The following is a 13,241-nucleotide window of genomic DNA, read 5'->3' as shown; positions in this document are numbered from 1 at the left end:
TATTACTATAATCACAAACGGATTAAGGCAAAACTAAAAGGCATGAGTCCGATTCAATACCGAAATCATGCACTAGTAGCTGCCTAAATATCTGTGTCTAACTTTTTGGGTTCAGATCACTGGTACAGTCCTTTGCTATTTAGAGTCGTGCAATTCCTGGCAGCTACCGATAATTGCTATTATGTAAACTAGATTTGCATATGGTATTCATTGATATACAGACAAAATACTAATCAATGAAAATATTATATTTTTTAAAAAATTTCACAAAAAAGTGTGATAAATTTCAATTTCATTCGTCTTACATATGTAATTAATCTAAGGAGGAGATTTAAATGAAAAAGCTAACTAAAATTGCAAGTTCTTCAATTTTATCCCTAGGTTTGTTAATAGGTATGTTAGGAACTACAGCTAGTGCAGCAGGAGAGTATGTCCCAATAAGAGAATTATTTCCCGACGCAACTATAACATACGACAACGCCACACAAACTGCATATGTTCAACGTGATAACGGCCTTTCAGAATATTGGAAATGTGATAAAGTGGAAAACGGAACATGTTACATATGGTGGGACGAATAAAAACAAAGATGTCCACTCTATAACTCAGAGATTGAGTTATAGAGTGGACTTTTCTATATGATAATAATTAAAGAAACGTTTTTTCTATTATGTATACATAATATGTATAACAATAATCCACAATATAGTTGAGATTAAGAGGTATAGAGCAACCTGTAATCCTCTAATGTACCCTCGCTTTACTTGGAAGGATATTTTGTTATTTTCTATTAATCTCTTTTCGTTTTTTCTCAAAGATCTCATGTTGTCATAGAAATACCAGTGAAACAAGCTATTGAGTAAATCTGTATTCATCATGAAAAAACACCTCCTCAAACTTTATAATTCATATATAAATTGTCATTAACCTACTTTTGTAAAGCTTGGAGGGTATGTTGATAATACTTCAATTACATCATTTAATGTTAAGAATACATAATGTGTTACTGAACTTGCTTCGTATATACCCGAACTCTCTTCAAGAAATCTGCTTAAATAAGTCGACTTTTTCACTTTAAATAAAGACCATTCACAATAAAACGACTCCTCATATTTTTGATATAGATAATCTAACATATGAATTAAAGTACCTCTATCTGTATTAGCATAAGATAATACACCTACTTCAAATTTTACAAAAAAACTATTTCTTCCATATTCATCACTGAATCTTAAAGAAAACCCCTCTTCACTATCACTTAGTGATTCATTGTAAATGTTTGGAGAAACGTCAAACATTGGCATCCATCTTTCCCACTCCACTTTACTTCCCTCGCTATCTTCGAACTCGATTAAGTTGTATTTAGTTTTTTTAGATTCTAATAGAATCCTGATTACACCTCGTAAATTCAAGGATCAAAATTAAACAGGATAGGTATTATCGTTTTTATTTCATAACGTTATGTTTATTTGTGCACAATCCTATTTTCTCAAAATAAAAAAAAAGATATAGACTTATATTTCATTTTTTTATATCATGTAGATAGAGTTCTTTTAAAAAGTTAATTATATTAATATAAAAAAGTAAAACCACAGATTGGTTCTGTGGTTTTTTCTGTATCTATAAGTGTGAGAAACACATTAATCATTGTGTTTATTAATTTCACTCCAGATGAGAAACTCGCTTATATCGCTGTACCATAATGTACACAATGTCCATTGGGTTGCATAAAATTAATTAAATTGACCCGGCACATTTATACAAGCATAACTTACATAACTTATATAAAATAAAAGTACACCCTTTATTATCACTCTCCCCTCCCTGATGTCTCCTCCATTCATGTACGATCAGGGAGGGTTTAGTTAAACTCTCAAACTACTCCCTATCCATTTATTGCGAATAGGGAGTATTCCTCTCTCATAATAAACATACTTTTAGGAGTGCTTTCTCTACCTGTCTGCCTTCACAGTTGCTAATAATATATTATCTAATCTAAACGATCTTTTTCTATTTCTTAAAAAACAATAAACAACTACAGTTTCCTTACCTACATCCATCACCCTAATTGCTCTTTGTGTAATAATCCCCTTTTGATCTGCTTTTCTTAATAAGTCTCGCATTCCAAGCATCCTTTGGTCTTATCATATACGAACATACATTCTAATCCGATTTATTATTCGAACGTATTCTCGTATATAATAAATACAGAGGTGATACTTTTGAAAGATAGAGGAATAATGAAATGAATGCCTGCATTTATACAACCGGAACATATGAAGATGATGAAAAAAGCAAAGGCTGATTATTATAAGATGCAAAAGCCTGTATTAGATGAGCATGAGATAGAGGAAATAAACAGTACAATCCTGATGGCTATGGAGTTTACACAAGAAGTGACTGTAACGTATTTTGAGGATGGAGCGTTTAAACCGTGCATGGGACATATTCATTTTGTAGATCAGCTCAACAAACATATATGAGTAGTCGATAAATTTGAAGATATACACCGAATTAAATTCGAGGACATAATAAACGTGCAAATAATATAACAGCCCCACCTTCTTTGTAGAGCTGTTTTGTCGTTATACTTGTTCTAATGCTACAACTGCACATACTCTTGAAAATCCACTCGTTAATTTTACACAATAGAACACAAATAAGGAGTATCTAGATTCATCAATAACCTTGAGTAAAATGTTAATACATTCCACTTAGATAGTTCTATAGTTTTAGGAATGTAATCTAACATTATTTTAACCTACTTATTTCCATCAATAATTCACCTATTTATAGTCTCTCATATCATCAATCAACATTATCATTCCTAATATTAAACTTATCACCTTCAAACCCTAGAACTTCTTTAATCTCATTGTAAACCTTTAGTGAAAGCTCGGTTTTCCACCTGTCAATTGATTCTTTTTTTATATCAATAGGTGGGAAATCATCAGTTAAATTGAGGAAATCTTTTAATCTATTTGTTTCGAATTTATGTTGCATAATGAGTTTTTCATATGAAATAACATGAATTCTTTCCTTTAATATCGTTGTTAATTCATTAAGTTGATTATAATGAGCTTGCCACCTTAATGCACATTTAGCTGGTAACGACATCTTTTCAAACTCTTTGACGTTTTCTTTAGTTATACCCAAGAAATTGTTTGGAATAGGAAATTCCCTCCATTTATTATACCATACACGGACGCCATTATGTTTTAACATACTGGCGATCGTTGCATAAGGATTACGATAAATAGCTATAAACCTAGCTTGTGGGAATTCATTGGATAATTCAACAGCATGCCACAAATTAGGATGACTTTTATCAGCATAGTGCATAGGAAAAGTATTTTTAAGTTCCTCCTTATATAAGGTTACGAGTTGTGGAAATATCTCATTTTTTAATGTTGGATTTAATGCCATGTTTGTTACCTTTTGAAAAATTTCCGGTTTTTCAACGGTGACATGTATGTTAGGATGCTTTTTTAAAAGGTAGCCAATCCAATGAGTTCCTGAACGACCTGTACCAATTACAAAAATTAACTTTTGATCTTCCTGGTTATTCCTTTTATTAATATAAGAATCATCCATAAGAATATCACTCTTTCAATTTAATCTGCTATCAATATATGATAAGCAAACAAAAAGGAAAGTGTTCTTGCCTATATAACAAATTTTCATATTTATAAAATCACATTTTTAATTTATTTCCATAATTTCAACTTAAGTAACCTTACAAAGAGTCAAAACCTTTACTACAATTGGTTTGACTCATATGTTATACACTATTTATGCGTTTAGTCATGGCTTATTTGATTTTTTTATCACTATTAAATATTAATTATGCTCTTCTACAAGGTTGATTTCATCGTTAAAAACTTGTTCATTAACAAAATGGTTGACCTAATATTTAGATTTAATATAATTTCTCAGAAAATTGATTCTCAACCTTCTCAAAAAAATAAAAAATCAGTTTGTTCTATACATTAGCATTTGAGAATTTAATCAAACAGTCATCCTAAATAGAGAAATTCTCTTCATAAAGAAATCACCCACTCTTGTTAAATCGTTTAACAAGCACTAATTTGAGTGCCCTAAAATATATTTCTAGGCGAAATGTACGATAAAAAACGGCTCATCTCACCAATAAAGAATATGTGCAATTTGTGTATTGCGCGAGTACATTCAAGTTGTTTTTGTGTACCCCATTGTATTCCATCATCCAAGGATTTCATATCTTTAAAGGATATTCTTTATGATGATTGCTCATAAACATATCCTCCTTTTTCTAATTCGGTTCCAAGGGCTTTTATTGGTTTTGATAAAATAGATGTAACTTTGCTTTCAGACCAACTCAAAACATTACTTGTTTCTGTAATAGATAATTCTTCAATTGTTCTATGCGTTATAATTTTACGATACGTTGGTTTTAATTTATTAAGAGCATCATACAATTCCTTACAATTTTCATTGATAATGATTGCTCTCTCTGTTGAAGGATTAATCTTTTTTTCTCTTGAAAGTGGATTTAAACGTTCTAAAACATTGAATTTTTTTCTTCTTATATAATTCATTGTAAAATTATGGGCAATTTGAAATAGCCAAGTCTCAATTTTTTCTTTATTTTTTAGTTGAGATAACGATTTGCTGGCCTTAATAAATGTATCTTGTGTTAAGTCTTCGGAAGCATAGTAATCTTTAGTAAGTACAAATATAAATTTCAAAATACGACTGCTATATTGATCGTATAGGAGAAGTATTTCTACAATATTATTTCGTGGCATACTAATTATTTCACCCTCTAATAAATTTCCTACAATGTTTTCACAAAAAAAAATAGTTATTAACCAGTCAAATTTACTATACATTAACGCTTTATTCTAACAAAAAAACAGTAACATTTACACATTTTGTATTTTTTAGAATTTTATTAAAAAAATACGTGACAAAAATTGAACTCATTCGTCTTACATATGAAAATTTAAGGAGGAGATTTTATGAACAAAAAATTAGTAGTTGGATTTTTAGCAACAAGTATCGCTTTATCAGGAGTCAGTAATGCACTTGCTGCAAACCTTGCGGATGTAAAACCTATGTCTATTAATCTTGCTGCTGTAAGTGAATTAACTTTGACGGAAGAAACACCACTTTTCAACAATGCAAACTTTTACAGCAAAACTGGTGCAACGGTTTCACCTCAAACAGTTGATGTAGTTGATCAAGATGGAGATTGGTATAAGATAAAAACTTGGTTAGGTGATAAGTGGATTTTAGTAGATGGTTTTGGAGTTCCACTTAGTAGCTCTAGTTATACCGTGACAAGTCCTTATGGAGAGAGAACTGATCCAATTACGGGTAAAGTAGCAAAGCATAATGGGATAGATGTATCAAGTAGTAAAACTGATATTCTTGCAAGTGCAAGTGGGACAGTGGCATATATTGGCTACCAATCCGAAAGAGGGAACTATGTTGATATAGAACATAAAATTAATGGTACAACATACACAACTCGCTATCAACACTTGGCATCGGATTCTGTATCAGAAGGTCAAAAAGTCTTAGCAGGAGATAAGATCGGTGTAATGGGTGCTACCGGAAAAGCAACAAATATACATTTACATTTTGAACTACTAAAAGGATCTACACCTATTGATCCAGAGGACTGGATAGATTTCTAGAAAGTTTAAAAGTATTCATTTTGATAGGACCAATTAACTAGAATAGATTGTTACCTTCTATTTTTTAAAACAAACCAAAACTAAGGAGTGGTTATTTAATGAAAAAGTTAACTCTAAAAACAGTAACTGTATTAACATTAACAGCATCTATTTTTGGGAGTATCCCATACGTATCAAATGCTGCTGTAGCAGCTAGAGCAGTGGAAGGAGAAGCACATTTATTAGTTTCTCCTACAAAATGGGTTAAAGTTACAAAAAAATTCTTCGATCGTGATGCTGACATACCAAAAACAACATTTGATTGTTCTTGGGACGGGTATTGCGGGGAATTTGATTTAACAAAAACAGAATGGATAGAAGAAGATGGATTTGGATCATACTGGTTAGCTACTTATGAGGGATATGGAACACAATTTTAATTAATCTAGATAATCCCTTGTCTCGTTAATCTAAATTCTGCCAGATTAATACTTCTTTTTCCTGCAACCTTTGTAGAGAATCATATACAGTAGCTAACGATTTTATTTCTGTCATCCTTCTGATCTCCCTGATACTAGGAGAACAATTATAAAGCTCTTGGTGCTTTTTTATCGCTTTTAATACTAGTTGCTCTTTGTCTAACATCTTTTTTTCTATTTTGGTCATTTCATATAACATAATCTATGCTCCTTTTAACTGCATTTAATTACATTATAAACGAACATATATTTGTTTTTCCTAGCCTAAAAAATGCAAAATAAGAAATCCCCACTCTATAAAGAGTGGGGTAATCTTATAATCTATTACGCGTTACCGTTTTCAGCGTCTAAGATAGCTTGAACAATAGCGTTTAAATCTGTTTTATTAACTTCTCTGTCGGCATTTACATCTGAATCTTTATCACTTACTTCTTCGCTAGGCACTTCCGTGTCATATGAAGCAATAGCAAGATCACCAAGTGTATACTCACCATCATTGTTCACATCAGGGTCAGCCAATGTTACTGTTATATCTACTTCTGATAATGTAGGTGTATATTCAATACCATCACTATCAGCCACTAGTCCATTTTCAACGATAATTTTTCCTATTCCTTCTACAGCTCTAGCTCTAAATGTTAGAGTTACTAAGACGGCATCCTCACTTATACCGTAGTCACGTCCTTGACTCGCAAGAATGTAACGGAATGTATTTGCTGAGTTTTCTTCGGTATAATAGAAATCTAACCCTTCGTCCGCTGAAGCACTTACAAAGTCAAAAAGAGTGTCATCGTAAGCATACGTGAGTGTAATAATTGTGGAATGAAGAAGAGTATATAGCCCTATATTAAAGTAGGGCTTATTACTATAAAATCAATCTTTTATTATTTCTCCATCAATTTTTGAATGTTTCATGTTAATAAAATGTAGCTTTTATTGTAAATTTAACATTTCAGATTACAAATGAAAAAAGGGCTGTTTTCAGCCCTTAGTAACCTCAATAATCATTTTGTTTTATATGATGAAGGAAGACGATTATTAATGACACGCAATAAAAAAGATAATATGTATCATTTGTTGCATGTTCAAAATACTTTAGTCCTTATATTAGATGAACAGGAACGAGTTCATTAAAGATGGAACAGTCACCTTCAATAATAATTTTCATACCTAATTATGGTGTTTGGATCATCATTAATCGGATTGGCTAAATTTCCATTTTTAATATCTTCGATTAGGCTAAATAGTTTTAAATACATATCATAAATGTTTTCTTCATTTTTTTCATAATTGTTCAAAGATATAGTCCAAGTCCGTATACTTCCATCTTCCATCATTAAGAACCCTTGTGTGTGACCCATATAGTCATATGAAAGTTCCTCATTATAAGTCTTTCCATAATCATATGCAAATATCCAATAGGGTTTGTAGAGGCCTATAAAGAATATAGGGGTTTTTAAATTTTCTCTAATAAATACTCCTTTGTTTTCCGGTAATGATGCCTCTTGAAAGACCTCTTCTGTTAACATAAAAGCATCATATTGTTGCTTATTTTCTCCAATATCTTGCAACTCTAATTGGTGGAATATTACGTTGTTGAATTGAGTATTCGGTTTAGTTCCAATTACTCCGATATTTAATTTACTACCATTATAATTTTCTATTTGTATGGTACTTTTATTTGTGTATGTAGAAATAAGAACAATAAGGAATAGAGTTACTAAAGTAGTAAATAATAAAATTCTTTTTTTCATTGATTAATCCACACCCTTTTCACGAACGCGTTAACTATCTATTACGAGTAATATTATAGCAACAACTAGAGCAAATAACTTATTCCTATATTCGGTAAACTGACAGGATATAGGGATTCTCTATCTTTACTTGCTGCTATGTAATACCAGGCTCATATATTGTGATAATAGAGAGTGCTTCATGATCATTTGAATTACCTTTGTGCAAAACCACTTGTCTCGTATTAGTCATGATCAACTTCCTATTTTGACTCTACTACAGTACCAATCACCATCCCAATAGATTTCACCTGGGTATATCAATTTAATAAAATGGTAGTTTTATTTGGTTGTAAAATAATTTGCTGGTACTCCCATAACTTTGAATCCTTCTTCTAACTTTTTATGCAAAGCTTCATTTGGATTAACTTTGAAACACTTATTAATTACTTTTTCCACATTCTCTTCTTTCTTCGGTAGCCATTGAAACAATACATTTCCTTCTTCGTCCTCAACAACTAAATTCGTGTAATTATTTACTATTATTTTCATTTAATCACTCCCATTAATTACTTCATTTTTATTTAGAATGATTGCCATATTGATTCCTATAACACACTCCCTATAAATCTCTTTGTTTACCTAATGGTAATCGTCCAAGCATATCAGGTAAATGTACATATGTTATTTAATGATTAATAAAAAAGGAGTGGTTATTGATGGAAAGATCTAATATTGAAATTAAACATTTTAATGAGCAAGACACCGAATTACCTAAAGATGATCAAAGATATTCAATTACTGTCAATAGTAACGGAGATGTCGTCCCTTCATTAGTTGTCAATCAACAAGATGATTGTAATAATGTAATTTCATTTTGTTGTACGAGTGTAGTACCCGACGGATTTCGTTTATCAGGTATAGAAAACATTTGTATATCATTTGACTTTAGTGAATTGGATTGTTGTTTAGAAACATTCCAAACAACTGGAGTAGTCAACAATCCTTGTAATGGTACTTTAGAATGTCCTGTTGATATTGAAGCTGTACGTCTTGTTGGGTGTGCTAGAATGCATGCAAACTTCGGTGAGTTAAAACCAATAAATGGAATCACATTGGATATTTCCAATACACCATGCACTATTTGTTGTGATATAACAAAATGTGTTGACCAAATCATAGATTTTACATGTGGGCAAAAGCCACCTTGTCGTGATTGTTTTAGAGTAGGTGGTTATGATGTTGTCACCGATCTCTCAACCGATTTTTGTGGTCGGCAAATTGTTATATTAAATGTTGATTTGGTTGTAGAGTTTACAGGGTGCTCGACTGAAAATAATTAATTTCAACCTATTTTCCTTTTGAATTAAAAGCTTACTTCCATTCAAACCTTGGTTGTTAGTAAAATCTTCAACTGAGGTTTTTATTATCTTTAAATCCACTTAAAATATGTGTCTTATTTAAAAGGATTTCAACTTAATGTTATCTTCAGTTTCTAAATAATCATCATTAATATTATCCTGTTTAACTTAGTCGAAAGTATATGAAAAAAACGAAAATATTTACCTTCTCATGGTGTAAAAACAATAGATCGAGGATTAGACCCTACAGAAACTGTTTCAATCACAGAATGTACTTTTACATCGATTACCGATACAGTGCCATCAGTACTATTACCTACATATGCTAATTCCCCATCCAGTGTAAAAGCGACAAAGCTCTGACCACCCCCTACTTGGATATTCGCTAATATTGAATGTGTTTTTGAATCAATAACTGTGACCATGTTTCCATTAGTTGTCGTAACATAAACTAGTTTCCCATCTGATGAAATTGCTAAGTTACTGGGTCTATCATCTAAAAAACCTATTGGGATTGTAGAGATAACTGAGTGTGTTTTTATATCGATTACTGAAACTGTGCCAATTTCATTACTATTAATATTTGTTACATAAGCTAGCTTCCCATCTGGGGTAATGGCAACATCACTGGGAAGAGTTCCTGTTGGAATGGTAGCAATCACTGAATGTGTTTTCGTATCAATTACGGAAATACTATTACTCATCACACTTTGATTTACAACATATACCAACTTCCCATCAGGTGATATGGCTACTCTTGACGGACGTGCTCCTACTGGTACCGTGGCAATCAAACTTTGTGTTTTAACATCAAATACTGATACGGTCGACAGGGCACCTGCTCCACTATTTAGAACATAAACTAATTTCCCATCTGGGGTAATAGATATTGAATTAGCAAACATGCCTAAATCACTTACTTTTACAGTTGAAATAACAGAGTGTGTCTTTGTATCAATTACTGTTATGGAAGAATCAACTGCTACATCACCATTTACTACAAAAGCCTGTTTTCCATCGGGAGTGACTGCTATTGCAACTGGGTTATTTCCAACAAGTACCGTGGCAATAACTGATTGTGTCTTAGTATCTATTATAGACACATTGTTAGAGCTAGAATTCACAACATAAACTAATTTCCCATCTGGGGTAATTGCTATAGCATCTGGGCTATTCCCTACTGTTATAGTTCCAATTACAGCGTGAGTTTTCGTATCTAAAACTGATACTGTACCTGAACTAATCACAACAAAAGCTAATGTCATTTTACAGACCTCCATTAATTCTTTTAGTTCAGTGTATGTTATCTTAATATTCCCTACTACGTGTATTAAAATATTTGATGATGTTTTGCTATACTTACCCACTCGATACCTTCCTTGGTGTTTAGCCATTTTTCTGCTTTACCAAAGGAGTTTGAACGCTTAATCACACCTTTTTCTTTTAATTCGTCACAAGAAATTTACTTAGTTCCAAGATATATACCTTCTACGCCTTTTAATCGCACTTCCATAATCGAGAATCTCCCTAGACTTGCCCCACCATTAATTTCTACTGTTTTGATACCTTCAATTTTATTCAATATCTTTACACTCCTTTTTTCCAACTATGGTCTAACTATTTCAAATAAATTCTAAATAAAACTGTTATTTTATTTAGAATTGTTCAACTCTGTCAGTTCGTAGATCATGAGGTACCAATATCACTTTTGTTTTATTCAATTCCATTACTGACATAACTGCATAATTAGCTAAATCGAGGAGGGTATCTGTCATACTTTCATCCTTTACTTGTGCCGTATTGTTATGAAGCTGCTTCAATCGCTTCATCTTATCATCTAATCTAATTAATGATGAAAGAAATCCGTAGTCTTGAAACAGCTATGCAAAGCTATCCCCATAGTCTGAATTTTTTCGTTTGTATGTATCATGAAGATTGTCTAAAATGACTTTATGTGATTGGATATTAGATGATGGAATCTGTTCTATATCATTCTTCTTTTCTATTAATCCCACAATATGCTCCTCTACTACTCTACTTCCATTATCCTAAAATCGGAGACCTACTTGCCGGTGTTTAGTGTCTATTTCTACTACTTTTGCACACTCCCCTGTAGGTTGGTATATAACTTCATCTCCTACTTTAAACATTTAACGCCCTCCTTCAACTAATTCATTTTTATATTTAATTATTTTATATAAATAATCGTGTTTTAAACCATTTTCCTTTATGTAATTTATGCTACCTGACTTTCCTTTTAAATAGCTTAACAAAGCAGCTTTCGTTGAATCTTCCTCTGAATACCCTTGTTCAATCCAATACTGCTTTAAATAACCTAAATACCATGTTCCCATCTTTATAGACTAATAGGAGTTAAACGGATCTACATTTTCTATTCCAGCTTTTCCAACTAGCCATTCTAGAGTATTGTTTCGGTTAATTTGCATTAATCCCACACTTGAACCATTGTAGCTTACTGCAAGAGTATCAAAATTTGACTGTTTTTTAATTACCGAGAGAACTAACTCATACTTAAGGCCATTACTTTTCGATTTTTTTAAAAATATACTTTTGAACTTCTTCTTCAAGTGGAACTTTTTCATAAAATAAGAATCCATCTTGTTTCACCTCGCTTTCATTTTCTGATTGTTGTATTGATAGTTGATCTTGTAAATTGTCGATGAGTATTTCTTTATCTTTTAAAGTTTTAACTAACTAGTTTAATTTTTCATATTTATATTCATGGAGTTAGTATAGTTGGGTAGTGGACGTTTTTAACAACAGGCTTGTATTTATACTTCCCATTCCCCATGAACCTACTTTTTTAAAAAATGATTAATTTACATTACCTTTTTCTTTTCCCTGATCTAGTTCCTCAAATGTACAAGAAGAATAATAATAAATGCATATATTACTAATAAGGAGGTGACATGTATGACAAAGAAATCTTCTAATCCTTCAGCTAATGATCTAGCAAAAGCAATGATATCACGCTCTACTAGAAAAAGGAGTTTAGTCAATTCTATTATCATTGGTCAACCAGAACAGGCTGCGATTTTTTCAAAACCACTACAAGGCTTTCCCACAAACGGAAAAAAATTTGTCTTATTAAGTAACGGAAATGCTAAGCAAGCACCAGGAGTTGCACCTACATTTGTTTCAACTGATACTGAAGGTATAATTATAGGGAGTAACTTCGATATTTTTATCGTTGCATTTGTTTTTAAGTTACCAAAGAAGCCCGGAAAGCTCTCATTTGATTGGAAATTTGCTACCGAAGAAAATCCGAATCTGATTCTAGAATTTCTAGACATTTTTCAGGCTAATGTAACAACCTCAATTCGCACAGAAAATATTGCTAGATTACCTGATGGATCTGAAGTTAACGACATCAGTGCCGCTCCTTTTTCAAATGCACCTACAGGCACTAGCGAAAATCCATCTCCTCCATTTCCAACCCCTAATGATGTAACATACAATGCTGTTACAACAAATATTATGACCTCTTCTATTGACTTGTCGCATTTTGGGTGTGAGACTACTACAATATCATTTCTCATTGCAGACGGTGGAGACGCAACATTCGATAGTGCCGTTTTTCTTGATAACTTAAGAATTGAAGGTTGTGAAGACGACTAAATAAAGCTATTGATGAGTAGTTTCTGAAACTGATCAATGGTCATACAAAAAAGCTTGTGGCATATTTGTTCTCAAGCTTTTAATTGTTTAATATATTCTAATATTGATTAATCATCTATTTATCACTAATTTTATATTTTCAAAATATTCACACACTTACCCACAAGTTACTTCATTATCCACAAAATAAAAAACACCCTAAATAGGATGCTTACTTGTATATTATTTATAAGACCTTTTACTAACCATATGGACTGTCAACACCTAACTAGACAATTTTCTTAAGGTGTTTATTTTTGTACTCAATAGGACTTGCATAACCTAGTGTGCTATGAATACGAATATGGTTAAACCAATGCACGTAGTCAT

At 31.9% G+C, this 13,241-nt stretch carries 21 protein-coding genes; 7 read left to right on the top strand and 14 right to left on the bottom strand.

All coding sequences use genetic code 11. The features are described 5' to 3' along the window. Both ACSVDA_RS24140 and ACSVDA_RS24135 read left to right on the top strand, forming a co-directional pair. The coding region (locus ACSVDA_RS24140) for an IS3 family transposase (protein WP_485883345.1) at positions 1 to 87 on the top strand (87 nt) is incomplete at its 5' end. A 248-nt stretch (positions 88 to 335) separates the two neighbouring features. After that, the gene (locus ACSVDA_RS24135) at positions 336 to 581 is read left to right on the top strand and encodes a hypothetical protein (protein ID WP_485886871.1); all 246 of its coding nucleotides are present in this window, start codon (positions 336 to 338) and stop codon (positions 579 to 581) included. A gap of 342 nt (positions 582 to 923) precedes the next feature. Here ACSVDA_RS24135 and ACSVDA_RS24130 read toward each other — a convergent pair whose 3' ends face one another. After that, a complete protein-coding gene (locus tag ACSVDA_RS24130) occupies positions 924 to 1,322 on the bottom strand; it encodes a hypothetical protein (protein ID WP_485886869.1) in 399 nt (132 codons plus the stop codon). 630 nt (positions 1,323 to 1,952) lie between these two features. Continuing rightward, on the bottom strand, positions 1,953 to 2,123 hold the full coding sequence (locus ACSVDA_RS24125) for a hypothetical protein (RefSeq protein ID WP_485886867.1): 171 nt from the start codon (positions 2,121 to 2,123) through the stop codon (positions 1,953 to 1,955). A 126-nt stretch (positions 2,124 to 2,249) separates the two neighbouring features. On the opposite strand from ACSVDA_RS24125, the gene ACSVDA_RS24120 reads away from it, so the two are divergent. Then, a complete protein-coding gene (locus tag ACSVDA_RS24120; protein ID WP_485886865.1) occupies positions 2,250 to 2,483 on the top strand; it encodes a YolD-like family protein in 234 nt (77 codons plus the stop codon). A gap of 325 nt (positions 2,484 to 2,808) precedes the next feature. Here the strand turns inward: ACSVDA_RS24120 and ACSVDA_RS24115 are convergent, their stop codons facing one another. Both ACSVDA_RS24115 and ACSVDA_RS24110 read right to left on the bottom strand, forming a co-directional pair. Continuing rightward, positions 2,809 to 3,594 carry a sulfotransferase family protein gene (locus tag ACSVDA_RS24115; RefSeq protein WP_485886864.1) on the bottom strand — a complete coding sequence of 262 codons (786 nt, stop codon included), beginning with the start codon at positions 3,592 to 3,594 and terminating at the stop codon, positions 2,809 to 2,811. 662 nt (positions 3,595 to 4,256) lie between these two features. Next, a complete protein-coding gene (locus tag ACSVDA_RS24110; RefSeq protein ID WP_485886862.1) occupies positions 4,257 to 4,871 on the bottom strand; it encodes an RNA polymerase sigma factor in 615 nt (204 codons plus the stop codon). 129 nt (positions 4,872 to 5,000) lie between these two features. Between ACSVDA_RS24110 and ACSVDA_RS24105 the strand changes: the two genes are divergently transcribed. Together ACSVDA_RS24105 and ACSVDA_RS24100 are read left to right on the top strand one after the other, a co-directional pair. Further along, positions 5,001 to 5,681 carry a M23 family metallopeptidase gene (locus ACSVDA_RS24105; RefSeq protein ID WP_485886860.1) on the top strand — a complete coding sequence of 227 codons (681 nt, stop codon included), beginning with the start codon at positions 5,001 to 5,003 and terminating at the stop codon, positions 5,679 to 5,681. Between the two features lie 98 nt (positions 5,682 to 5,779). Further along, a complete protein-coding gene (locus ACSVDA_RS24100) occupies positions 5,780 to 6,100 on the top strand; it encodes a hypothetical protein (protein ID WP_485886858.1) in 321 nt (106 codons plus the stop codon). A gap of 25 nt (positions 6,101 to 6,125) precedes the next feature. On the opposite strand, the gene ACSVDA_RS24095 is transcribed toward ACSVDA_RS24100, so the two are convergent. The 4 genes from ACSVDA_RS24095 to ACSVDA_RS24080 form a co-directional block, all read right to left on the bottom strand. Next, positions 6,126 to 6,326, bottom strand: coding sequence for a LexA family protein (locus tag ACSVDA_RS24095; protein WP_485886856.1), 201 nt, complete (start codon positions 6,324 to 6,326; stop codon positions 6,126 to 6,128). Positions 6,327 to 6,463: 137 nt separating this feature from the next. Beyond that, positions 6,464 to 6,952: a cohesin domain-containing protein gene (locus ACSVDA_RS24090; RefSeq protein ID WP_485886877.1), complete on the bottom strand. Its 489-nt coding sequence runs from the start codon at positions 6,950 to 6,952 to the stop codon at positions 6,464 to 6,466. A 338-nt stretch (positions 6,953 to 7,290) separates the two neighbouring features. Then, positions 7,291 to 7,893, bottom strand: a complete 603-nt coding sequence (locus ACSVDA_RS24085) for a hypothetical protein (protein WP_485886854.1) — start codon at positions 7,891 to 7,893, stop codon at positions 7,291 to 7,293. 321 nt (positions 7,894 to 8,214) lie between these two features. Further along, positions 8,215 to 8,424, bottom strand: a complete 210-nt coding sequence (locus tag ACSVDA_RS24080; RefSeq protein ID WP_485886852.1) for a hypothetical protein — start codon at positions 8,422 to 8,424, stop codon at positions 8,215 to 8,217. 167 nt (positions 8,425 to 8,591) lie between these two features. Between ACSVDA_RS24080 and ACSVDA_RS24075 the strand changes: the two genes are divergently transcribed. Continuing rightward, entirely contained in the window at positions 8,592 to 9,215 is a 624-nt protein-coding gene (locus ACSVDA_RS24075) for a hypothetical protein (RefSeq protein WP_485886850.1), read from the top strand. Between the two features lie 227 nt (positions 9,216 to 9,442). Here ACSVDA_RS24075 and ACSVDA_RS24070 read toward each other — a convergent pair whose 3' ends face one another. From ACSVDA_RS24070 to ACSVDA_RS24050, 5 genes are all read right to left on the bottom strand, one after another. Next, on the bottom strand, positions 9,443 to 10,498 hold the full coding sequence (locus ACSVDA_RS24070) for a beta-propeller fold lactonase family protein (RefSeq protein WP_485886848.1): 1,056 nt from the start codon (positions 10,496 to 10,498) through the stop codon (positions 9,443 to 9,445). Positions 10,499 to 10,888: 390 nt separating this feature from the next. After that, on the bottom strand, positions 10,889 to 11,080 hold the full coding sequence (locus ACSVDA_RS24065; protein ID WP_485886875.1) for a nucleotide modification associated domain-containing protein: 192 nt from the start codon (positions 11,078 to 11,080) through the stop codon (positions 10,889 to 10,891). Between the two features lie 33 nt (positions 11,081 to 11,113). Next, a complete protein-coding gene (locus tag ACSVDA_RS24060) occupies positions 11,114 to 11,248 on the bottom strand; it encodes a hypothetical protein (RefSeq protein WP_485886846.1) in 135 nt (44 codons plus the stop codon). A 135-nt stretch (positions 11,249 to 11,383) separates the two neighbouring features. Further along, positions 11,384 to 11,587, bottom strand: coding sequence for a hypothetical protein (locus tag ACSVDA_RS24055; RefSeq protein WP_485886845.1), 204 nt, complete (start codon positions 11,585 to 11,587; stop codon positions 11,384 to 11,386). 9 nt (positions 11,588 to 11,596) lie between these two features. Further along, positions 11,597 to 11,851 (bottom strand): transglycosylase SLT domain-containing protein, encoded by a 255-nt coding sequence (locus tag ACSVDA_RS24050; RefSeq protein ID WP_485886843.1) that lies wholly within the window; start codon positions 11,849 to 11,851, stop codon positions 11,597 to 11,599. A 316-nt stretch (positions 11,852 to 12,167) separates the two neighbouring features. On the opposite strand from ACSVDA_RS24050, the gene ACSVDA_RS24045 reads away from it, so the two are divergent. Further along, the gene (locus ACSVDA_RS24045) at positions 12,168 to 12,872 is read left to right on the top strand and encodes a choice-of-anchor L domain-containing protein (RefSeq protein WP_485886841.1); all 705 of its coding nucleotides are present in this window, start codon (positions 12,168 to 12,170) and stop codon (positions 12,870 to 12,872) included. Positions 12,873 to 13,140: 268 nt separating this feature from the next. Here ACSVDA_RS24045 and ACSVDA_RS24040 read toward each other — a convergent pair whose 3' ends face one another. Then, positions 13,141 to 13,233, bottom strand: a complete 93-nt coding sequence (locus ACSVDA_RS24040) for an IS3 family transposase (RefSeq protein WP_485886873.1) — start codon at positions 13,231 to 13,233, stop codon at positions 13,141 to 13,143. Positions 13,234 to 13,241: the final 8 nt, after the last annotated feature.

The sequence above is a fragment of the Cytobacillus sp. Hm23 genome (assembly GCF_051842895.1).
GTDB lineage: Bacteria > Bacillota > Bacilli > Bacillales > SM2101 > Nanhaiella.
This window is presented reverse-complemented; position numbering and strand designations above follow the sequence as displayed.

What these genes read in the sequence shown, in the direction of transcription:
- ACSVDA_RS24085 (WP_485886854.1), bottom strand. Translation starts at nt 7,893, where the DNA reads ATGAAAAAAAGAATTTTATTATTTACTACTTTAGTAACTCTATTCCTT.
- ACSVDA_RS24115 (WP_485886864.1), bottom strand. Translation starts at nt 3,594, where the DNA reads ATGGATGATTCTTATATTAATAAAAGGAATAACCAGGAAGATCAAAAG.
- ACSVDA_RS24050 (WP_485886843.1), bottom strand. Translation starts at nt 11,851, where the DNA reads ATGGATTCTTATTTTATGAAAAAGTTCCACTTGAAGAAGAAGTTCAAA.
- ACSVDA_RS24080 (WP_485886852.1), bottom strand. Translation starts at nt 8,424, where the DNA reads ATGAAAATAATAGTAAATAATTACACGAATTTAGTTGTTGAGGACGAA.
- ACSVDA_RS24075 (WP_485886850.1), top strand. Translation starts at nt 8,592, where the DNA reads ATGGAAAGATCTAATATTGAAATTAAACATTTTAATGAGCAAGACACC.
- ACSVDA_RS24125 (WP_485886867.1), bottom strand. Translation starts at nt 2,123, where the DNA reads ATGCGAGACTTATTAAGAAAAGCAGATCAAAAGGGGATTATTACACAA.
- ACSVDA_RS24105 (WP_485886860.1), top strand. Translation starts at nt 5,001, where the DNA reads ATGAACAAAAAATTAGTAGTTGGATTTTTAGCAACAAGTATCGCTTTA.
- ACSVDA_RS24095 (WP_485886856.1), bottom strand. Translation starts at nt 6,326, where the DNA reads ATGACCAAAATAGAAAAAAAGATGTTAGACAAAGAGCAACTAGTATTA.
- ACSVDA_RS24100 (WP_485886858.1), top strand. Translation starts at nt 5,780, where the DNA reads ATGAAAAAGTTAACTCTAAAAACAGTAACTGTATTAACATTAACAGCA.
- ACSVDA_RS24055 (WP_485886845.1), bottom strand. Translation starts at nt 11,587, where the DNA reads ATGGGAACATGGTATTTAGGTTATTTAAAGCAGTATTGGATTGAACAA.
- ACSVDA_RS24110 (WP_485886862.1), bottom strand. Translation starts at nt 4,871, where the DNA reads ATGTATAGTAAATTTGACTGGTTAATAACTATTTTTTTTTGTGAAAAC.
- ACSVDA_RS24045 (WP_485886841.1), top strand. Translation starts at nt 12,168, where the DNA reads ATGACAAAGAAATCTTCTAATCCTTCAGCTAATGATCTAGCAAAAGCA.
- ACSVDA_RS24070 (WP_485886848.1), bottom strand. Translation starts at nt 10,498, where the DNA reads ATGACATTAGCTTTTGTTGTGATTAGTTCAGGTACAGTATCAGTTTTA.
- ACSVDA_RS24135 (WP_485886871.1), top strand. Translation starts at nt 336, where the DNA reads ATGAAAAAGCTAACTAAAATTGCAAGTTCTTCAATTTTATCCCTAGGT.
- ACSVDA_RS24120 (WP_485886865.1), top strand. Translation starts at nt 2,250, where the DNA reads ATGCCTGCATTTATACAACCGGAACATATGAAGATGATGAAAAAAGCA.